This window comes from Stenotrophomonas sp. TWI809 (assembly GCF_039673205.1).
GTDB lineage: Bacteria > Pseudomonadota > Gammaproteobacteria > Xanthomonadales > Xanthomonadaceae > Stenotrophomonas.
In genome coordinates, this window is the sequence record NZ_JBDJLE010000023.1 from 26,510 (window position 1) to 46,476 (window position 19,967).

The 19,967-nt window shown below is 67.4% G+C and carries 19 protein-coding genes; 9 read left to right on the forward strand and 10 right to left on the reverse strand.

From position 1 onward, the window contains the following. Positions 1-136 precede the first annotated feature (136 nt). Positions 137-682 carry a GNAT family N-acetyltransferase gene (locus ABE472_RS15600; protein WP_019184458.1) on the reverse strand — a complete coding sequence of 182 codons (546 nt, stop codon included), beginning with the start codon at positions 680-682 and terminating at the stop codon, positions 137-139. Between the two features lie 126 nt (positions 683-808). Next, complete coding sequence (gene rlmJ / locus ABE472_RS15605; protein WP_282263631.1) at positions 809-1,666, reverse strand: 23S rRNA (adenine(2030)-N(6))-methyltransferase RlmJ; 858 nt, start codon at positions 1,664-1,666, stop codon at positions 809-811. Between the two features lie 45 nt (positions 1,667-1,711). On the opposite strand from rlmJ, the gene creB reads away from it, so the two are divergent. The 5 genes from creB to ABE472_RS15630 all read left to right on the forward strand — a co-directional run bounded on the left by creB (position 1,712) and on the right by ABE472_RS15630 (position 7,401). Beyond that, positions 1,712-2,401 carry a two-component system response regulator CreB gene (gene creB, locus ABE472_RS15610; protein WP_313212857.1) on the forward strand — a complete coding sequence of 230 codons (690 nt, stop codon included), beginning with the start codon at positions 1,712-1,714 and terminating at the stop codon, positions 2,399-2,401. A 2-nt stretch (positions 2,402-2,403) separates the two neighbouring features. Further along, positions 2,404-3,861, forward strand: a complete 1,458-nt coding sequence (creC, locus tag ABE472_RS15615; RefSeq protein ID WP_313212855.1) for a two-component system sensor histidine kinase CreC — start codon at positions 2,404-2,406, stop codon at positions 3,859-3,861. 92 nt (positions 3,862-3,953) lie between these two features. Beyond that, positions 3,954-5,273 (forward strand): cell envelope integrity protein CreD, encoded by a 1,320-nt coding sequence (gene creD, locus ABE472_RS15620; RefSeq protein WP_313217675.1) that lies wholly within the window; start codon positions 3,954-3,956, stop codon positions 5,271-5,273. A gap of 9 nt (positions 5,274-5,282) precedes the next feature. Then, on the forward strand, positions 5,283-5,714 hold the full coding sequence (locus tag ABE472_RS15625) for a hypothetical protein (RefSeq protein WP_313212851.1): 432 nt from the start codon (positions 5,283-5,285) through the stop codon (positions 5,712-5,714). 100 nt (positions 5,715-5,814) lie between these two features. Next, complete coding sequence (locus tag ABE472_RS15630) at positions 5,815-7,401, forward strand: M20/M25/M40 family metallo-hydrolase (protein WP_346466591.1); 1,587 nt, start codon at positions 5,815-5,817, stop codon at positions 7,399-7,401. An 8-nt stretch (positions 7,402-7,409) separates the two neighbouring features. Here ABE472_RS15630 and ABE472_RS15635 read toward each other — a convergent pair whose 3' ends face one another. Further along, the gene (locus tag ABE472_RS15635; RefSeq protein ID WP_346466577.1) at positions 7,410-7,817 is read right to left on the reverse strand and encodes a hypothetical protein; all 408 of its coding nucleotides are present in this window, start codon (positions 7,815-7,817) and stop codon (positions 7,410-7,412) included. Between the two features lie 420 nt (positions 7,818-8,237). Here ABE472_RS15635 and gltX point away from each other — a divergent pair, with 420 nt between their 5' ends. After that, entirely contained in the window at positions 8,238-9,641 is a 1,404-nt protein-coding gene (gene gltX, locus ABE472_RS15640) for a glutamate--tRNA ligase (protein WP_346464400.1), read from the forward strand. 16 nt (positions 9,642-9,657) lie between these two features. Beyond that, positions 9,658-10,143 carry a Fur family transcriptional regulator gene (locus ABE472_RS15645; protein WP_019184450.1) on the forward strand — a complete coding sequence of 162 codons (486 nt, stop codon included), beginning with the start codon at positions 9,658-9,660 and terminating at the stop codon, positions 10,141-10,143. A gap of 65 nt (positions 10,144-10,208) precedes the next feature. Here ABE472_RS15645 and ABE472_RS15650 read toward each other — a convergent pair whose 3' ends face one another. From ABE472_RS15650 to ABE472_RS15675, 6 genes are all read right to left on the reverse strand, one after another. Continuing rightward, a complete protein-coding gene (locus tag ABE472_RS15650; RefSeq protein WP_313217679.1) occupies positions 10,209-11,393 on the reverse strand; it encodes an HlyD family secretion protein in 1,185 nt (394 codons plus the stop codon). A gap of 8 nt (positions 11,394-11,401) precedes the next feature. Then, positions 11,402-13,087 (reverse strand): MFS transporter, encoded by a 1,686-nt coding sequence (locus tag ABE472_RS15655; RefSeq protein WP_346466578.1) that lies wholly within the window; start codon positions 13,085-13,087, stop codon positions 11,402-11,404. Next, a complete protein-coding gene (locus ABE472_RS15660; protein WP_313210773.1) occupies positions 13,084-13,650 on the reverse strand; it encodes a TetR/AcrR family transcriptional regulator in 567 nt (188 codons plus the stop codon). The genes ABE472_RS15655 and ABE472_RS15660 overlap by 4 nt, the downstream gene beginning before the upstream one ends. Positions 13,651-13,750: 100 nt before the next feature. Then, positions 13,751-14,992, reverse strand: a complete 1,242-nt coding sequence (locus ABE472_RS15665) for an MFS transporter (protein WP_313210775.1) — start codon at positions 14,990-14,992, stop codon at positions 13,751-13,753. Then, positions 14,989-15,423, reverse strand: a complete 435-nt coding sequence (locus ABE472_RS15670) for a MarR family winged helix-turn-helix transcriptional regulator (protein WP_346466579.1) — start codon at positions 15,421-15,423, stop codon at positions 14,989-14,991. Before ABE472_RS15670 ends, ABE472_RS15665 begins: the two co-directional genes overlap by 4 nt. A gap of 114 nt (positions 15,424-15,537) precedes the next feature. Then, positions 15,538-17,733 (reverse strand): TonB-dependent receptor, encoded by a 2,196-nt coding sequence (locus ABE472_RS15675; RefSeq protein ID WP_346466580.1) that lies wholly within the window; start codon positions 17,731-17,733, stop codon positions 15,538-15,540. A 157-nt stretch (positions 17,734-17,890) separates the two neighbouring features. On the opposite strand from ABE472_RS15675, the gene ABE472_RS15680 reads away from it, so the two are divergent. Next, positions 17,891-18,304 carry a MerC domain-containing protein gene (locus ABE472_RS15680; RefSeq protein ID WP_121041406.1) on the forward strand — a complete coding sequence of 138 codons (414 nt, stop codon included), beginning with the start codon at positions 17,891-17,893 and terminating at the stop codon, positions 18,302-18,304. A gap of 118 nt (positions 18,305-18,422) precedes the next feature. Then, positions 18,423-18,605, forward strand: coding sequence for a 30S ribosomal protein THX (locus ABE472_RS15685; protein ID WP_019184443.1), 183 nt, complete (start codon positions 18,423-18,425; stop codon positions 18,603-18,605). An 80-nt stretch (positions 18,606-18,685) separates the two neighbouring features. On the opposite strand, the gene ABE472_RS15690 is transcribed toward ABE472_RS15685, so the two are convergent. Next, positions 18,686-19,948, reverse strand: coding sequence for an ectonucleotide pyrophosphatase/phosphodiesterase (locus ABE472_RS15690; protein WP_346466581.1), 1,263 nt, complete (start codon positions 19,946-19,948; stop codon positions 18,686-18,688). Between the last annotated feature and the right edge of the window lie 19 nt (positions 19,949-19,967).

Consider the following 19,967-nt stretch of genomic DNA (forward strand, 5'->3'; position numbering starts at 1 on the left):
CCGGCGGCGGCAAGCGTACGGCCGATCCACGTTACCGGTAGTGCCGGCCGCTGGCCGGCTCCAGGCGATGCGTGATGTGCGGGCAGCCGGCCAGCCGCCGGCTCTGCCGATGAGGGCGCGGAAAGACGCCCCCGCGTCAGCTGTCGAGTTCCAGCACCATGCGCACCAGGCCCGGCGTACCGTTCGGGTGCGGGATCGGCTGGAAGCCCAGCGAGGCGGCCAGCTGCTTCATCGGCTCGTTCTCTTCGGCAACATCACCGTACAGACGATCCAGGTACTTGCCGCGCGCCCACTTGACCAGCTTGCGCATCAACTGCCTGCCCAGGCCCTGGCCGACCAGGAAGCGGCTGACCAGGATGGCGTACTCGGCCTCGCGGGTACCGGGGATGATCGAGGCACGCGCGACCGCACCCACCACGGCTTCACCGGCGGGCAGCGACTCGGCCGCGACCAGGGTGATTTCGCTCTTGGGATTGGGATGGGTCAGGCGCTGCGTCGTTTCCGGCGACAGTTCGGTTACCGACTGCAGGAAGCGGTCGCGGATCTCTTCGGGACCGAACAGACTGAAAGCGGCATGCAGCGGCGGGCCGTCTTCCGGCCGGATGGGGCGGATCAGCAGCTCGTGGCCACTGGGTGCCTTGAAAATCTCGTGCCAGGGCGGCATGCGGTTACGGGTAGCCATACCGGTGATTCCTTGGTGGTCTTCGGATTCTCGCATCCCGGGGGCAGCGTTCCGTGAACGGATCACTCACGCCGCGCCGGACGGGAGGCGCCGGCCAGGCCGGGGTTCCGGCCTGGATTCAGGGGGTCATTCGGCCTGCTTGAGCCACTGCAGGCGGGTCGAGGCGCCGGCCTCGCCCAGGTGCTGCTTGAGCGCCGGCATGGCCGGGGCCAGGACCTGGTCGAACTGCCACGGCGGGTTGAGCAGCAGCATGCCGCTGCCATTGAGCCGCAGCGGGGAGTCGTCCGGGCGGATCAGCAGCTCGGCGGTCAGCACCGATTTCACCGGCAGCGCACAGGCCTTGCGCAGGAAATGCAGGATGGTGCGGCGCTGCTTGATCGGGAACCAGATCGCAAAGCTGGCCTGCGGCCAACGGCCCAGGATCTCGGTCACCGAGGCCAGGATGGCCTGGTACTCGGCGTCCTGCCCCTCGTAGGGCGGGTCGATCAGGACCAGCCCCCGGCCGATCTTCACGCCGTTGGCCTTGGGCGGCAGCAGCTTCTTGTTCTGGGCATAGCCATCGGCGTGATACACGGCCACCCGGCTGTCATGGGCGAACAGTGCCTTCAGCGCGGTGGCTTCGGCATCCTGCACTTCACAGACGGCCATGCGGTCCTGCTCGCGCAGGGTCTGGGCGGTCAGCAGGGGCGAGCCGGGATAGCTGATCATCGCCCCGACCGGGTTGTCGGCCTGGACTGCCTTGAGATAGCGCTCCACCACCGCGGGCAGCTGCGGCTGGGCCATCAGGCGCATCACGCCGTCTTCGGCCTCCAGCGTCTTGCGGCTTTCCTCGCTGGCCAGCAGGTAGCGGCCTGCGCCGCCGTGGGTGTCCAGCACGAAGAACGGGCTGTCCTTGCGCTTGAAAGTGTCGAGCAGGGCAAGCTGCACGATGTGCTTGAGCACATCGGCATGGTTGCCGGCATGGAAGGCGTGGCGGTAATTCATCGGCGCAGTGTACGGGGCGGCGGGCCCAGCGGCTATGCTGCGCGCATGAGCCACCCCCTGCACAACGTCCTGGTGGTCGAGGACGAAACCGCCATCGCCGATACCGTTCTGTATGCACTGCGCAGTGAAGGCTACGGCGCCCAGCATTGCCTGCTCGGCGGGGAGGCGCTGGCCCAGCTGCGCCAGCACGCCTTCGATGTGGTGGTGCTGGATGTCGGCCTGCCGGACATGAGCGGTTTCGAGGTCTGCCGCACGTTGCGCACCTTCAGCGAGGTGCCGGTGATCTTCCTGACCGCCCGCAATGACGAGTTCGACCGGGTGCTCGGCCTGGAGCTGGGGGCGGATGACTATATGGCCAAGCCCTTCTCGCCGCGCGAGCTGGTGGCGCGGGTGCGCGCGCGCCTGCGCCGGTCCGCAGCCCCGGCCGACACCACCGGCTGGCAGCAGCTTGGACGCTTCTCGATCGACCGCGAGGGCAGCCGGATCCGTTTCGGTGACCAGCCGCTGGACCTGACCCGCTACGAGTACGCGCTGATGGCGGCCCTGCTGCAGCGCCCCGGCGCGATCCTCAGCCGCGCCCAGCTGATGGACCGCGGCTGGGACAGCGACGCCGACAGCGCCGACCGCACCGTCGATACCCACGTCAAAACCCTGCGTGCCAAGCTGCGTGCCGCCGGTGCCGAGACCGACCCGATCCGCACCCACCGTGGCCTGGGCTACGCACTGGAGGTGTAGGCATGCGGCTGGGCCTGAAACTGTTCCTAGGCTTCTTCCTGATCGTGGGTATCGCCGCGTTCTTCGTGATGCGTATTTTCGTCAACGAAGTGAAGCCTGGCGTGCGCCAGGCGATGGAGTCCACGTTGGTCGATGCAGCCAACGTGCTGGCTGAAATGGCCGCCGCCGATCTCAAGGCCGGGCACATCCGCGACGGCCGCTTTGTCGCCGATCTGGCGCGTGCGCAGCGGCGTGACCCGAAGGCGATGGTGTGGCGTTTTCCCAAGCGCACGCTGGATTACCAGGTCACCATCACCGATGCCAAGGGCATCGTGGTGTACGACTCGACCGGGCGCGATGTGGGGCGCGACAACTCGCGCTGGAACGATGTCTATCGCACCCTGCGTGGCGAATACGGCGCGCGTTCCAGCCCGGAAACCCCGGGCGACGATACCCACTCGGTGATGCACGTGGCCGCGCCGATCTTCGATCCGGCCGATGGGCGCCGCTTGATCGGTGTGCTCAGCCTGGCCCAACCCAACCGCAGCATCGATCCGTTCATCGCCGCCAGCCAGCGCGCCATCATGAAGCGCGGTGCCTGGCTGATCGGTCTCTCGGCGCTGATCGGCCTGCTGATGACCGCGTGGCTGATGCACGGCGTGAGCCGGCTCAATCGCTACGCCAAGGCGGTCAGCGCCGGTGAGCCGGTGCCGCCGCCGAAGCCGCGCCGCGACGAGATCGGCGATCTGGGCCAGGCGCTGGAAACCATGCGTCGCAAGCTGGAAGGCAAGGCCTACGTCGAGCAGTACGTTCAATCGCTGACGCATGAAATGAAGAGCCCGCTGGCCGCGATCCGCGGTGCCGCCGAACTGTTGCAGGAGCCGTTGCCGGATGCCGACCGTGCGCATTTTGCACGCAGCATTGAAGGCCAGGCGCAGCGGCTCACCGAAACCATCGACAAGCTGCTGGCGTTGGCCGAGGTGGAACAGTACGGCTGGCTGCACAAGCACGAGCGGCTTGCCTTGGCACCCTTGCTGCAGGCCGCGACCGATGCGGTGGCGGTGCGTGCGCAGGCGGCGGGCGTAGCACTCCATGTGGAGGTGCTGGCCGAGAGCGTGCAGGGCGACGGCTATCTGCTGCGCCAGGCGCTCAACAATCTGCTGGAGAATGCCGTGGCGTTCTCACCCGCCGGCAGCAGCATCACGCTCGGTGCGCGTGCAGAAGGCGAGGGCATCGCGCTGACCGTGGCCGACCGCGGCAGTGGCGTGCCCGAGTACGCGCTCGACCGCGTGTTCGAGCGCTTCTATTCCCTGGCGCGCCCGGGTACCGGCCAGCGCAGCTCCGGCCTCGGCCTGTCGTTCGTGCAGGAAGTGGCCCGCCTGCACGGCGGCCGGGTCAGCCTGCGCAACCGCGATGACGGCGGCGCGCAGGCGGTGTTGTGGCTGCCGTCGCGGCTGCCTTCGGTCCCGCCGCGGCGCTGACCGCCGCTGCACTTCACACTGACTTCAAACTCGGCACAAACCCCGCACACCGGCGCGCGGGAAGCTGGCCCCCTCCCAACCGAGGACGGGTCATGAAATCCCTGAAGATGCTGTTGCGGTTCGCCATTGTCGGCGGGCTGATCCTGTTGCTGCTGATTCCGCTGAGCCTGATCAAGGGGGTGATCCGCGAGCGTGAGGCCTACCGCGACGAGGCGTACCAACGCGTCGCGCAGAGCCGCGCCGGCGCGCAGATTCTGACCGGCCCGATCCGGGTGGTGCCGTGGACCGAAACCCGCGAAGTCGAGGTCGTGGATGCGGCCGGCACCAAAAAGAAGGAAAAGCAGGTTGAGCAGGGCCAGTGGCTGCAGATGCCGGCCACGCTCACGGTGGACGGCGTGATGCAGCCGGACGAGCGCCGCGTCGGCCTGTTCCGCGTCCCGGTCTATAGCTGGAAGGCCACGATCAGCGCCGCGTTCGCCGATGACGACTACCCGGTGAAAGCCGGCCGCGTGTATGGCACGCCCTTCCTGACCGTGGGCATCGCCGATGTGCGTGGCCTGGTCGGTTCGCCGAACCTGCGCGTGGATGGCAACGCCGTGACGCTGTTGCCCGATGCCGGCGGCGTCAGTGGCATCGGCACGGGCCTGCATGTCGGCTTGCCGGGCCTGGCGGATGAACGGGGTGGCGTGCTCAAGGGCAGCAAGGTCGAGCTGGAGCTGGTGCTGGATGGCACCCGGTCGCTGTCGGTGGTGCCGGTGGGCGATGACAGCCGCATCGCGCTGCGCTCGCCCTGGCCGCACCCGCTGTTCGGTGGCAGCTTCCTGCCCAACGAGCGCAAGGTCGACGCGCAGGGCTTCGACGCCCAGTGGGCGGTGTCCTCGCTGGCCTCGCGTGCCCAGCACCAACTGCGCAACCGCCCGGACATCGACGCCGAGGCGGTAAGCGTGGAGCTGGTCAATCCGGTCGATGTCTATACCCAGGCCGACCGCGCCAGCAAGTACGGCATCCTCTTCATCCTGCTCACCTTCGTCGGCTTCATCCTGTTCGAGCTGATCAAGCAGCTGCGCATCCACCCGCTGCAGTACCTGATGGTCGGCCTGGCGCTGGCGATCTTCTTCCTGCTGCTGCTCAGCCTCTCCGAGCACATCGCGTTCTGGCAGGCCTATGCACTCTCGGCGCTCGCCTGTATCGGCATCCAGACCGTGTATCTGTCCGGCGTATTGAAGAGCTGGAAACGCGGCCTGGGCTTCGCGCTGATGCTCAGTGCCCTGTATGGCGCGCTGTACGGGCTGCTGATCTCGGAGAACAACGCGCTGCTGATGGGCTCGCTGCTGCTGTTCGGCGTGCTGGCCGCGGTGATGTGGGTGACCCGCCGGGTCGATTGGTACGAACTCGGCGCACGCCTGAGCTGAGGAACGGACATGAGCTTGCGCCGCTGTCTGCAGGAACGAGTGCGCCGGGCGCTGCCCGCCCGGCTGGAGGTGGCTTCGCTGCTGGAGGGCGAGGCCTCGGGATGGCCGTCACCGCTGAGGGCGCTGCCCGGTACGCCGGCAGCGCCGGGGCTGCTGCGTTTCGGCTTGGCCCCGGCTACCTGCGAGGCGATCACCGTGCACGGGCTACGCTTTCTGGAACAGGCACGGCAGGCGCGCGGACGCCTGCCGCTGCCGCACTGGTGTGGCGACTATCGGCCGTGGCGTGAGGGTGCACAGGCGTTGCGTGAGGTCGGCATCCGCGGGTTGCCCGCGGACTGGCCGGTGCATGCGGCGGTCTACGCCAGCGCCTCGGAAGACCGCAGCCGCTGGTTGCTGGTACTGCCTGCCCGTGGCCAGCTCTGGTACGGCTGGATGGCGTGACCATGACTCTTGGCCCGGGGGCACCGGGACCACGCCCGATAGACTCGGGGATTGTTCGTGGTCTGGCCGAGAGGCGGGGGTAATCGTGTTCAAGTGGGGCATGTTGAGCGTGGCATTGGCATTGAGTGGCGTCGCCGATGCACAGACGAAGGAAACGGTGGACCTGGACATGGTCAGCCGCATCCGCCAGGAAGCCTTCCACCGGTCGCAGGTGATGGCGACCTTCAGCCATCTGACCGAGCAGATCGGCCCGCGCCTGACCAATTCGCCCGCGATGGGCGAGGCCAATACCTGGACCCGCAGCAAGTTCAACGAGTGGGGCCTGGTCAACGTCCATGACGAGGCCTTCGATGCGTTCGGCCGCGGCTGGGAGTTCAGCAACGCCAGCGTGGAACTGCTGAGCCCGCGCGTGGCGCCGCTGTATGCGCTGCCGAAGGCCTGGACCCCGGGCACCAACGGCCCGGTCGAGGGCGAGGTGATCAAGGTCGAGATCAAGAAGCTCGCCGATCTGGATCAGTACAAGGGCAAGATCGCCGGCAAGATCCTGCTGCTCAATGATGCACGCGACTACGAACGGGCCACCAAGTCCGATTCGCACCGCCACGATGACGCCGGCCTGGCCGAGCTGCAGGTGTTCGCGGTGCCCAAGGACGTCGCCGATGCCAAGGCCGACCGTGCCAGGAAGGCCAAGGAGTTCCTGGAGAAGCAGGAACTGACCCGTGCCACCAACGCCTTCTTCGCCGAGCAGGGCGTGCTGGCCACGATCAGCATCAGCGGCTGGGACAACGGCATCATCCGCGTCGGCGGCGGTGGCTCACGCAAGGCGGGCGAACCGGTCGGCGTGCCCGAGCTGGCGATGATGGCCGAGCACTACAACCAGCTGGTGCGGGCGGTCGACCAGAAGCAGGCGGTCAAGCTGCGCGTGAATGTCGAGGCCCGTTTCACCGATACGCAGGACCAGCCGGGCTACAACACGCTGGCCGAGATCCGCGGCAGCGGCAAGGCCGATGAGATCGTGATGCTCGGCGCGCACATGGATTCCTGGCACACCGGCACCGGTGCAGCCGACAACGCTGCCGGCGTGGCGGTGATGATGGAAGCCATGCGCATCCTCAAGGCGGTTGGCGCCAAGCCCAAGCGCACGATCCGCGTGGCGCTGTGGAGTGGCGAGGAGCAGGGCCTGATCGGCTCCCAGGATTACGTGTCCAAGCACTTCGCGCGCTACCCCGAGCCGACCGACCCGGCGCAGCTCAAGCTGCCGGCCTCGATGCGTGAACCCACCGGCGCCCTGCAGCGCCAGCGCGATTACGACAAGTTCTCGGCGTACTTCAACATGGACAACGGCTCGGGCCGCTTCCGCGGCATCTACGCGCAGGAGAACCTGGCCGCGGTGCCGATCTTCGAAGCGTGGCTGGCCCCGTTCCATGATGTGGGCGCGACCACCGTGGCCACCCGCAACACCGGCAGCACCGACCACATCGCGTTCGATCGCGTTGGCCTGCCCGGGTTCCAGTTCATTCAGGACCGCCTGGACTACTTCACCAACGTCCACCACAGCAACCTGGACACCTGGGACCACGCCGAGCCGGAGGACCTGAAGCAGGCCGCCGCCATCGTGGCCTCGTTCGTCTACAACGCGGCGATGCGCGATGAAAAGCTGCCGCGCAAGCCGTTGCTGACGCCCTGAGGAGCGGGTTACCGGGCCGGCGACGGCCCGGTGCGGGGCGTGAGATCGAGCGAGAAGACCAGGCGGTAGCCGTCTGGTGCGCCGTCTGTGGGCAGAATGCTGGTCACCATCGCCGCATTGACCGGCAACTGGTGGCCCGCGGCATCACGTGGCTCACCGAACAGTGCGGACGGATTTTCCAGCGTGCCGGTGATCTCGCCCAGGCAATGGGAGATGCTGCATTCCAAGCGGCTCAGTTTCGGTGCATCCGACTCTGTGCCCAAGCGTTGCTGCAGCGCGTGCTCATAGCTGCTGCGCACGTCCTGCGCATCCGCATCGGCAGCGTAGGCCCGGTCCAGCGCTGCCATGGTCTGCTCAAACGCGGCGGAATCATTGAGCAGTCCCCAGAGCCGATCCGAGCTCAGCGCCTCGTTCAAGACCAGCGCCGCGTCCAGATGCCCGGGCGCCGGATGAGGTCGGGTGACCAGACCGTCCGGTTGCGCGCCGGTCGCTGCAGTAGTCACGGCCGGCGGAGCTGGCCGGAGGGGCGAAGCCTGGGCCACCTGGGCCGATGGACGTGCCTGGTGCTGCGCGGGCAGCTCGTTACCGCCCGTGCCGGGTGCCGAACAGCCGCTCAGCGCGGCGAGCACCACTACGGCGGTGATCGCGCCAGCCAGCGGGCGAGGCGGTCCGGGAGGGGCAAAGCGCGACGCTGTCATGGCATGCCTGAGGAAAGCGGGGATTCCGTCATCAGACCACGCTCGCACGCAGCAGACAGTAGGGATTCTCCGATTTAGGCAGGGTCCGGCCCGGACAGGTAAAATTGCCGGGATTCCGTTTCCCGCCCTGAGCCCTCCATGACCTGCCGCACCCGTTTTGCCCCCAGTCCCACCGGCTACCTGCACATTGGTGGCGCCCGCACGGCGCTGTACTGCTGGCTGGAGGCCCGTCACCGTGGCGGCGAATTCGTGCTGCGCATCGAAGACACCGACCGCGAGCGCAGCACCCAGGGCGCGATCGACGCGATCCTGGAGGCGATGGAGTGGCTGGGCCTGGGCTATGACGAAGGCCCGATCTACCAGACCCAGCGCGTGGCCCGCTATCTGGAAGTGGCCGAGCAGCTGGTCGCCGATGGCAAGGCCTACTACGCCTACGAGACCAGGGAAGAGCTGGACGCGATGCGCGAGGCCGCCATGGCCAAGCAGGAAAAGCCGCGTTACAACGGCGCCGCGCGTGAGCTGGGCCTGCCGTACAAGGACGACCCGAACCGCGTGATCCGCTTCAAGAATCCGCTCGAGGGCACGGTGGTGTTCGACGACCTGATCAAGGGCCGCATCGAGATCGCCAACAGCGAACTCGATGACATGGTGATCTTCCGTCCGGATGGTTTCCCCACCTACAACTTCGCGGTGGTGGTGGACGATTGGGACATGCGCATCAGCGAGGTCATCCGCGGCGACGACCACATCAACAACACCCCGCGCCAGATCAATCTGTACGAGGGCATCGGCGCCCCCGTGCCGAAGTTCGGCCATATGCCGATGATCCTGGACGAGCAGGGCGCGAAGCTGTCCAAGCGCACCGGTGCGGCCGACGTGATGCAGTACAAGGACGCCGGCTACCTGCCGGACGCACTGCTCAGCTACCTGGCCCGCCTGGGCTGGTCGCATGGCGACCAGGAGCTGTTCAGCCGCCAGGAACTGATCGATCTGTTCGATGTGACCAACTGCAATTCCAAGGCCGCGCGCCTGGACATGGCCAAGCTGGGCTGGGTCAACCAGCACTTCCTGAAGACCGAACAACCGGCCGACATCGCTCCGCACCTGGTCTACCAGCTGAACAAGCTGGGCCTGGATCTGAACGCCGGTCCGGCGCCGGCCGACGTGGTGGTCGCACTGCGCGACCGCGTGCAGACGCTGAAGGAAATGGCCGAGAAGGCGGTGGTCTGGTATCAGCCGCTGACCGAATACGACGAGGCCGCGGTGGCCAAGCACTTCAAGCCGGGCGCGGAACTGGCGCTGGGCAAGGCCCGCGAGCTGTTGGGCGCGGCCGGGGAGTGGACGGTGGAGAGCGTTTCGGCGGCACTGCATGACGTGGCGACGGCGCTTGAGATCGGCATGGGCAAGGTGGCCCAGCCGCTGCGCGTGGCCATCACCGGCACCCAGGTCAGCCCGGACATTTCACAGACGGTGTTCCTGGCCGGGCGTGAAGAGGCCTTGAAACGCATCGAGGTCGCACTCACTAAAGTACCGACGGCCTGACCACAGGAGACCGCGCATGTCCGCAAAAACCGCTTGTACCGCTCCGCACCATCACGTTCACGACGCCTCCGACTTCGTGAAGGTGGTCGAGCGCGTGTGCTCGGAACGCGGGCTGCGGCTGACGCCGATCCGCGCGAACGTGCTGCGCCTGATTGCCGAGGCCGGCAAGCCGGTGAAGGCGTACGAATTGCTGGAGTGGGTGCGCAACGGCAAGGGCGTCGGTGCCGACGCCCCGCCGACGGTGTACCGCGCGCTGGATTTCCTGATGGCCAATGGCTTCGTGCACAAGCTGGAATCGGTGAATGCGTTCGTGGCGTGCCACCATCCGAGCAGTGCGCAGCATTCGGTGCCGTTCCTGATCTGCAACAGTTGCCACAGTGCGGTGGAGCTGGAGGACAAGGAGATTGTCAGCCAGCTGGAGAAGCGGGCGAAGGAGCTCGGTTTCCAGCCGCAGGCGCAGACGCTGGAAGTGCATGGCCTGTGCGCGCGCTGTGCGGGGTAGGTACCGACCGTTGGTCGGTACGCTGTTGATGTTGAAAAGCCGCGCATCTGCGCGGCTTTTTCGTTTCAAGGCGTCGCATCGGTCGGCTCGCGCCCTTCCGCAGCGGTATCCACTTTGACGATCACCGACATGCCCGGACGCAGGCGCGGTGCCAGCGGCTGATCGGGGTCGATGGAAATGCGGATCGGCAGGCGCTGGACGACCTTGGTGAAGTTGCCGCTGGCGTTGTCCGGACGCAGGACACTGAACTCCGAGCCGGTGGCCGGGGCGATCTGTTCGATGTGGCCGTGCAGCTTCTGGCCATCGAAGGCATCCACGGAGAAGGTGGCCGGTTGGCCGATGCGCATCTTCCAGGTCTGGCCTTCCTTGAAATTGGCGACCACCCACAAGGCGTCGGGCACCAGGAACAGCAGCTGCGAGCCGGCGGTGACGTATTGGCCCAGGCGCACCGAGGCTTCGCTGACCTGACCGTCGCGCGGCGCCTGGATCACCGTGTTGGCGAGATCGATCTTCGCCAGTTCCAGCTGGGCCTGGGCCGTCTCGACGCGGGCTTCCAGGCCTTTGCGGGCAACCTGGGTGGAGGTCAGGGTTTCCTCGGCGATGCGGATCTGGGCCTGCGACTGCAGCACGCTGGCCTGCGCCGATTGCGTGGTGGTGCGGAACTTGTCACGGTCGTTGAGGGCGACCAGTTGCTGGTCGGCGAGTTCTTCGTAGCGCTTGAGTTCGGTACGCGAGCGCGAGAGCTCGGCCTGGCCGGCAGACAGGTTGGCCTGCGCGGCCTGGATCTGCGCGCGGTTCTGTGCCTGGGATTGATCGGAGTTGGCCAGCGCGGCCTTGGCGCTGTCCAGATCGGCTTCGGCCTGGACGACTTTCTCGCGGTAGATGCGGTCGTCGATGCGCAGCAGCGGTTCGCCTTGTTTGACGTGCTGGAAGTCCTTGACCAGCACCTCGGTCACATAGCCGTTGACCTGCGGCGCGAGCACGGTGATCTGGCCGCGCACGTAGGCGTTGTCGGTGGTCACCCGGGACGTCTCGAACGGCCACAGTGACCAGGCGCGCAGGATCAGCGCGATGCCGATCAGGGCGATCACGATCATGATGATCACAGCACGCAGGCTCGGCTTGAGGTACTTGGGCACGCCCGAGGGGGCCGCCGCGGGCGGCGGCGCAGGGGCGGGCGCAGCATCGGTCGGCGGCGGTGGGTTGACGTTCTCCGGGGCGGTATCGTCGTGCGGGGGTTGGGTCGACATGGGCGGGCTCATCGGGGCGCGACGCTGCCAGGCGTCGGCGCGGAAAGGGGAGGTGTCGGCGCGTGGCGTTTGCGCCATTGCTTGAGCACGGCGGTGCGCACCGCCAGCACCAGCAACCAGCCAAGGAAGACCAGCGCGACGCGGCCGCTGAGCGCGAACACGTCATTGAACGCGCGCACGTTGGCTTCGCGGCGGGTGATCTGCGCCAGTTGCGCGGTGCCCTGCGCGCTGCGCTGCACCGGGTCGGTGATCAGCCTGGCGTAGAGCTGCTGTTGCTGTTTCAAGCGCTGGGCAACCACGTTGTCGGCCGGATCCAGTTGGCTGACCAGCGCACCGGAATACACCTGCTCGCGGTGCAGCTGGTAGGTGCCCAGCACGGCCGAGCCGGCCAGGCCACCCAGGGTCTGGGTGATGGAGAGCGTGACCAGGAAGGTGATCATGTGGTCAACGCCCTGCTTCAACGCCTGGGTGATGCCAAGCATGATCAGCGGCCCCATGAACATGCCGGCGCCGACGGACGCCAGGAACTGGCTGGCGAAGAAGTCGTGCGGGCGATCCAGGCTGGTACGGCTCTGGTCGAGCAGGGCCGCGCTGCCCAGCAGCAGGATGGCCATCAACAACTGCGGAATGAGTCGCTTCGGGCCGAAGGTGAGCGAGCTGGCGGCCATGCCGGTGATCACGCCGGCCAGGATCACCGCGAACAACGGGCGCATCTGGTCCGGGCCCATGCCGAGCGTGCGCATCAGGCCGACCACGCCATAGGACTGCTCGGTGGTCAGGAAGCGGATCAGGAACGCACCGATGATGAAGTGCATCACCGGCAGGCTGGCCAGCCAGCGCGTCTGCAGCAACGGGTTGCGGCGGTAGTGCTCGATGATGAAGGCGGTGGTGGACAGCGCGATCGAGGCGACCAGTGCCCAGCCCAGCCACGGCGTATCCAGCCACCAGCGGGTGTAGCCCTGCGCCAGCACGACAACCAGCAGGCCGACGGCGGGAGCGAGCAGCGCGAAGGTGAGGAAGTCGAGCGGTTCAAACGCCTTGATCTGTGCACCCGGCGGGAGCTTGAGCACCACCACGGCGGCGAACGCGCACAGTGCCAGCCCGGCCTCGAACAGATACAGGTTGTGCCACTGCCCGGTGTCCACCAGGCCGGGCGAGACCAGCCACGCGATCGGCACCGCAAGCTGTGAGATGCCCACGCCGATCACCAGCAGATTGCCGGTGTATTTGCGCGGCAGCGATTGCAGCATGTACAGCGTGCCCAAGGTGCTGCAGGCCGCACCGGCGAAGCCGCTGGCCGCGCGCATCAGCACGGTGGTTTCGAAGGTGCCGACGAACAGATGCAGTACCGCCAGCGCGGCATACAGGCCCAGCCCGATCTCGGCGAACAGGCGGATGCCGTATTGCTGGCGGAACTTGAAGGCGAGCAGGTTGGCGGTGACGTTGACCATGGCATACGCGGCCACCAGCCAGCTGCCCTGCGCCGGGGTGAGCCCGAGCTGGCCCTGCAGGAACGGCAGGTTGGCACTGACCAGCGCATTGCCCAGGCCGCCGGTGATCCCGACCAGCAGCGCCACCAGCGCATAGGCGAGGCGGCGGTGCGGCGGATGCCACGGCATCGAAGCCGAGCCCGGCAGGGTCGGTTTTTCGTGCTCCTCCCAGTCCGGAACCGGCTTGAGGTACTGCGGCATCATCCCTCCCCGTCGGCAGGCCCCCGCAATCCGCCACGCAGCAATTGCAGGGCGCGCGTGGCCAGCCGGGCGCGTTCGTCACGCGTCTTGCCACGCAGCGCGGCTCCCAGCATGCCTGAGATGAGTGAAATGTCCGTCGTTTCCAGATCGGGGCGGCACAGACCTGCGGCCACCGCACGGGCAATCGGTTCGCGCAGCAGTTCGAAGATCGTTTCGCGCGCGGCCCGGATCGGGATCTGATCCGGATCCACCGCGCGCCAGTAGTCCGATAATGCCGGCGATTGGACGATCCGGTTCGCCATCCCTTCCAGCACTTCGAACAGTGCATCGTCGCGGTCGCCGAGGGTCTGCACCTGGCGCGCGATGCGGTTGACGGTGCGCTGCAGCAGCGCCTCCACCAGGGCGGCACGGTCAGGGAAGTTGCGGTACAGCGTGGCCCGGCCGACCTGGGCACGCTCGACCACCAGGTCCAACGGGGCGGTCACGCCGTGTTGGCCGAACACGGCATCGGCAGCGTCGAGGATCTGGGCACGGCGGGCGGCCGCGTCGGCACGTTGGGTAGGCATGCGCGCATCATCGGACACAACTGTCCGGCGCGGAAGGGGGGGCGTCGGTTTTGGCACGCGCGGGTTGGCGCGCGCTGGGCAATGTCGAGGGCGGGTGAGCTCAGCGCGGCGCGGGCACGCCGTGACAGCCGCCCATGCGGGCTTCGCGGATGGGTAGATTGATCAACGCGGCGAGCACGGCCAGGCCCATGTCGGCGTACCACATCCACAGGTAGTTGCCGGTGTGCGCCAGCGCCAGGCCGCCGAGCCATGCACCAAAGAAACCGCCCAACTGGTGCGAGAGCAGGGTCAGGCCGAACAGGGTGCCGAGGTAGCGCGGGCCGAACAGCTTGCCGACCAGGCCGGCGGTGGGCGGAACGGTCGCCAACCAGGTGAAGCCGAGCGCGGCGGAGAAGACGTAGAAGGTGAGTGGGGTGGGCGGCGCAACGAGGTAGACCCCGATCATCACGGCGCGGCTGGCGTACATCCAGAACAGCAGGTACTTCATGCGGTAGCGCTGGCCGAGGGCGCCGACGATCAGGCTGCCGGCGACGTTGAACAGCCCGATCAGCGCGATGGAGGATGAGGCGACGGTGGGCGAGAGGCCACACAGCGCGATCTCGCCGGGGAGATGGGTGACCAGGAAGGCGATGTGCAGGCCGCAGGTGAAGAAGCCCAGGTGCAGGTACCAGTAGCTGCGATCACGTGCGGCGATGCGCAGCTGTGCGGGCAGACCGCCGTCATCGGTGGCACCCGCGACAGGCGCATGGTCGCCGGCACGACGTCGCAGTGGCCAGGCCAAGGGCACCGAGAGCAGGGTGATCACCGCCATGGTGATCATGGCCCGCGCCCAGCCGGCGGTGCCGATGATCCATTGGACCAGCGGCGCGAACACGAACTGGCCCAGCGAGCCGCCGGCATTGATGAGGCCGGCGGCGAACGACCGCTTTTCCGCTGGCAGGCGATGGGCGGTGGCGCCGATCAGGACCGAGAAGCTACCGGCGCCGGCACCGGCGGCCATCAGCAGGCCGAGGGTGAAGGTCATGCCCAGCGGGCTGGTCAGCAGCGGTGCCAGCAGCAGCCCGGCCGCCAGCAGCAGGGCACCGAAGATAAGCACAGGCAATGCGCCGCGCTGGTCGGCGATGGCCCCGAACACGGGTTGCACCGCGCCCCAGACGAACTGGCCGATGGCCAGTGCAAAGCTGATTTCGACGATGCTGACGCCGGTGCCGCGGTGGATGGGGTCGACGTAGAGGCCGGAGGTCTGGCGCACGCCCATGGTGACCATGAGGATGGCGGAGGCCGCGACCAGCAGGCCCCAATGCATGGAGGGTGCGCGGGTCGCAGGGGTTGACGTGCTCATGCGTCGGCTCCGGTGGGCAGGGCGTGGTCGAGTTGGTCAAGCAGGGCGTTGAGCCGGGCGGTCGGGGTGGGGCCGAAGGTGGTTTCCACGTCGTGTTGCGCCTGTTGCCACAGGGGACGCGCGCGGCGCAGGCAGGCCTTGCCGGCAGGGGTGATGACGATCAGGCGTTGCCGGGCGTCATCACCGCGGCGTTGTTCAAGCCAGCCGGCGGTGAGCAGCGGTTTGAGGTTGCGGGTGAGCGTGGTGCGGTCCATGCCAAGCGCCTCGGCCAGGTCGCCCAGCTGGCGCGGTGTGGGGGCGCGACGCAGGATGGAGTACGCGTTGAGGCTGAGTCCGGCGGGGGCGAGGTGGGCGTCATAGATCTGCGAGAGCCGGCGTGCGGCGCGGCGCAGGCGGAAGCAGGTACAGGGGCTCTGGGTCAGCGGGTCCATGGGCGTGCGCCGGGGTGGGTGCTGGATGATACGTGCATATGCACGTAGTTGGTCAAGCACCAAAAAAGGGGGCCTTTCGGCCCCCTCGGGTCAAGCAACCACCCAGTGAATCGATCAGAAGTAAGCGCGGATCCCGAATGCCACGCCGCGGCCCGGCAGCGGGGAGTAGTCGCGCAGCAGGGAGGTGTGCGGACGGACCTCGCGGTTGGTCAGGTTGCTGCCGTCCAGGAAGACTTCGTAGCTGTTGCTGTCGGTACGGTCCCAACGGTAGGCGAAGTGGGCATCGACCAGGGTGTAGCCGTTGCTCGGCTCTTCATTCTGGGCGACGTCCTTCTGGCTGCTGTAGCGCACGGCACCGACCGAGGCGCGCCAGCCATCCTTGGCCCAGCGCAGGTCCGCGCCGACACGGCCCGGGGCGATGCGCGGGAGGTAGCCGGTGTTGGCCAGATCCACGGTGTAGTTGTGGTTGTGATCACCGTGCGGCACGGCGATGTCGACGCTGCGGCTGCCGCTGCCATCCAGTTCTGCTTTGACGTAGTCGCCGAACACGCGCAGGTCCCAATCGCCAGTGTTGCCTTCGAAGAGATGGAACAGCGCTTCGGCTTCAGCCCCCTTGAAGGTGGCGTCCTGCTGCGTCCACAGGCGGACCGGCAGCGATTCGACCACGCCGGTGTCGGCCAGGTAGATGAAGTCCTTGAACTTGGTCTGGTAGATGGAGGCGGAGAAGTCGACACGGTCGCTGTGGGTGTGGATGCCCAGTTCGACGCGCTGGCCGCGTTCGGTCTTCAGGTTCGCATCGCCGATTTCCAGCGAGCGGGTGGCGATGTGCGCGCCGGCGGCGTAGAGCTCTTCGTTGGTCGGGGCGCGCTCGGAGCTGTCGATGCCGAAGCGCAGGTCGACGGCGTCGTTGAGGGTCCAGATGCCGGCGGCGGAGAGATTGGTGGCGTCGAACGTGCGGGCGCGGTAATCACCGGTCGGGTCCAGCTTGACCTGGTCATGGCGGCCGCCGAGCTCCAGCTTGAACGCGCCGAACTGCTTTTCCTGCAGCACGAACAGGCCGATGTTCTTCGTCGCGGTATCCGGCACGAAAGCTTCTTCGCCCTTGGCGCCGAAGTCGCTGTTGCCGAACTGTAGGCCGAACGCGCCGTCCCAGCCGCCGATCTGTTCCTGCACGGCTTCCAGGCGGCCTTCGATGCCGCGGTTGGTGAAGCGCGTGGCCGGCGTGCCGGCTTCGAGTTCGGTGTGCTCGTAGTCGGTGTAGGCGGTACGCAGGGTGATGTTCTTCAGGAACGAGGTCGGCTGGTAGATGCCGCCCTTGGCTTCGAAGCGGTTCTGCACCATGTCGATGCGGACGTCATGCTCGTCACCTTCTTCCTCATCGCCATGGTCGTGATCGTGGTCATGATCATGGTCGTCGTCGGCATGCACGTGCGCGCCGTTGGGAATGCCGTAGTTGGTGCGGTAGGTGCTGGCGGACACACCGAAGTAGCCGTCATCGCCCAGCCAGGTGGCACCGACGCCGCCGGCGCGGGTGCGGACCGAACTGTTGTCCAGACGGCCGCGGCGTGGTTCGTCGGTGTCGCCTTCCTCATGGTCGTGGCCGCTGTGATCTTCCAGGCCATCGATCACCGCGTAGCCGGGAATGCGGTAGTCATCGCCGTTGCGGACCAGGCCGTCCACATGCAGCACGACGTTGCCGCTGACACCGTCCAGGCGGAACATGCCGCTGCGCTCGTCGTTGACCGAATTGCCGCGCAGTTCGGCGCGGCCGCTGAGCGGACGGTCCGGCAGTTCGCGGGCGATGCGGCCGTCGACCACGTTGACCGCGCCGCCGATCGCGCCGCTGCCGAACAGCAGGGTGGCCGGGCCCTTCAGGACCTCGATCTGATCGGCCAGGAACGGCTCGATGCTGGTGGCATGGTCGGCGCTGACGGTGGAGGCATCCATGTTGCCCATGCCGTTGGACAGCACCGCCACGCGCGGACCTTCCTGCCCACGGATGATCGGGCGGCCCACGCCGGGGCCGAAGAAGGTGCTCTGCACGCCGGGCAGCTTGGCCACGGTGTCGCCGAGGGTGCCGGCCTTCTGCTCGTCCAGGCGCTCACCGGCCAGCACATCAACCGGGCGGGCCAACGATTCGGCATCGCCCTGCAGCGGCGAGGCGGTGACCTTCACGGTGGAGAGCTCGGTCAGGTGGCGGTCGCGGTTGTTGCCGGCATCCTCGGCGGCCATGGCCAGCGAGGGCAGCATCGCGGCGGCAAGGGCCAGCGACAGGGTGTGGTGTTTGAACAGGAGGGAGCTGGAGCGCATAGGGCAGGGGCCTTCGGTCAATTGTTACAATATATCAATGGTGGGGCGCGCGAATCCCGTAACGGGACGGGGGAAGGGAAGTCAGGGGGAGGCAAGGGTGCGCGTCAGGATTGATGTTATATTATTCCATAACGCTTCGCCGACCCTGCTGGAAGTCATGCCCCTGTTCGCTCGTGTTCGCCATCTGCTGGATCGTTTCGGTGCCACCGGCTCGCTGCTGTGCGCCGTGCATTGCGCTGTGCTCCCGGTGCTGCTGGCCGCTGCGCCATCGCTGGGCCTGTCGGTCTGGATGAGTGACGGCGTTGAGCTGGCGCTGGTGAGTTTCGTCACCCTGCTGGGCCTGTTCAGCCTGGTCTGGGGCTGGCGCCGGCATGGCGCGCTGCGCGCGCTGGGCTTCCTGATCCCGGGCCTGACCGCGTTGTGGGCGGGCCTGTTGTACGGCCCGCTGCACCACTCGGCGGTGCCGCATGCGGTGGTGATGACCCTGGGCGGCGTGCTGGTTGGCGTGGCCCATCTGGTGAATCTGCGCCTGAACCACGGCCACGTCCATGACGCCAGCTGTGCTCATTGAGAGCGCGCATGGTAGGCTTTCCGATCGTGCGCGGGGGCGCCTGAGAGGGCGGCCCCGCCGAACCCGTGTCAGTACGGGGTAATCAGATTTCGCAGCATTCAGACTAAGGAGTTACGACATGGGTAAGGGTGACCGCAAGACCGCCAAGGGCAAGCGCTTCAATGCCAGCTACGGCAATTCGCGTTCGCACGTCGTGAGCAAGGCGGCCGTGGGCGCAGCTGCGCCGGTTGCCAAGAAGACCGTGACGAAGGCGCCGGCCAAGAAGGCCGTTGCCAAGAAAGCGGTGGCCAAGGCCGGCTGATCCAGCCAGGCGGGTCATGAAAAACGCGGCGCTTGCGCCGCGTTTTTTTTGCCTGCGTTCCGGCCGAAACCGCTGCGCGCTCAGCGCAGGGCAGGCAGCAGTCGCTCGGCGTCGCCGTCGTTGGGCGCCGCTGGAATCCCCAGCAGGCGGGTCAGCAGCGGGTAAACATCCACGTTGTCGAACGGGGGCAGGCGCTCACCCTGTTTGAACGCCGGGCCACGCGCCACGAACACCGCGCGCATGGACGGCAGCGCATTGTCATACCCGTGGGAGCCGCGATCGCCCGGCCCGCGTTTGGCGATGCGCTCGCGGGTCAGGGCATCCCAGCCTTCGTGCATCTGGCAGACGATCGGTGGGATGCGCGGGTTGCTGCCGTACTTCCAGCGCGCCGGCAGGGTCTGGCGCGTCCAGCAGTCGTACTGGGCATGCGCGCCCAGCAGGATCTGCTCGGCCTGCGCCTGCTTGCCCGGCAACGGGGCGAACCCGATCGACTGGCCGACCGAGATGTCCTCGGCAATGGCGGAATCGATCATGTCTTCGGTGGCCACCACCTGGCCGTCCGGCACGCCGGCCATCCCGTGGTCGGAGACCAGGATCACGTTGGTGGCCTCGGCCAGGCCACGTGCCTGCAGACCGTCCAGCAGGCGACCGACCGCGCCGTCGGCCAGGGCCACCGCGGCGGCGTACTCGTGCGATTCCGGGCCGTGATTGTGGCCGGCCTTGTCGACCTGCTCCATGTACAGCGTCACCAGTCGCGGCGCCTGCGGGCCGTGCTGGTCCAGCCAGCCCAGTACCTGATCCACGCGATCGGGCAGGGTCACGGTCTCATCGTAGCCATGCATCTGGCTGGGGCGGATGCCCTGGATCGCCGCCTCACTCCCCGGCCAGGACCACACGGCCGTGCGCACGCCAGCCTTTTCCGCACCCACCCAGATCGGCTCACCGCCCCACCAGCGGGAATCGGCCACCGATTCGCGCACGTGCAGCTGGAATCTACCCAGTGCATCCTCGTGCATGCTGTTGTGGATGATGCCGTGATGGTTGGGCCGCAGGCCGGTCACGATCGTGTAGTGGTTGGGGAACGTCAGCGCGGGATAGGAGGGCGTCATCCATTGCGCCCGCACGCCCTCGTGGACGAGCCGACTGATGTTCGGGGTAATGCCGCGGTCGAGCATGTCCGCGCGCAGGCCGTCGATGGAGATCAGCAGCAGCTTCTGCTGCTGCGCCGGGACGCTCCGGGCGACGGTCGCCGCAGACGCGACAGGCGGGGAAGACGGTGCGGTGGCGCAGGCGGCCAGCGAGAGAGCGGCGGCAAGCGCCAGTGGAAGGCGGACGGAAATCATGACGACATGATAGTGCGTG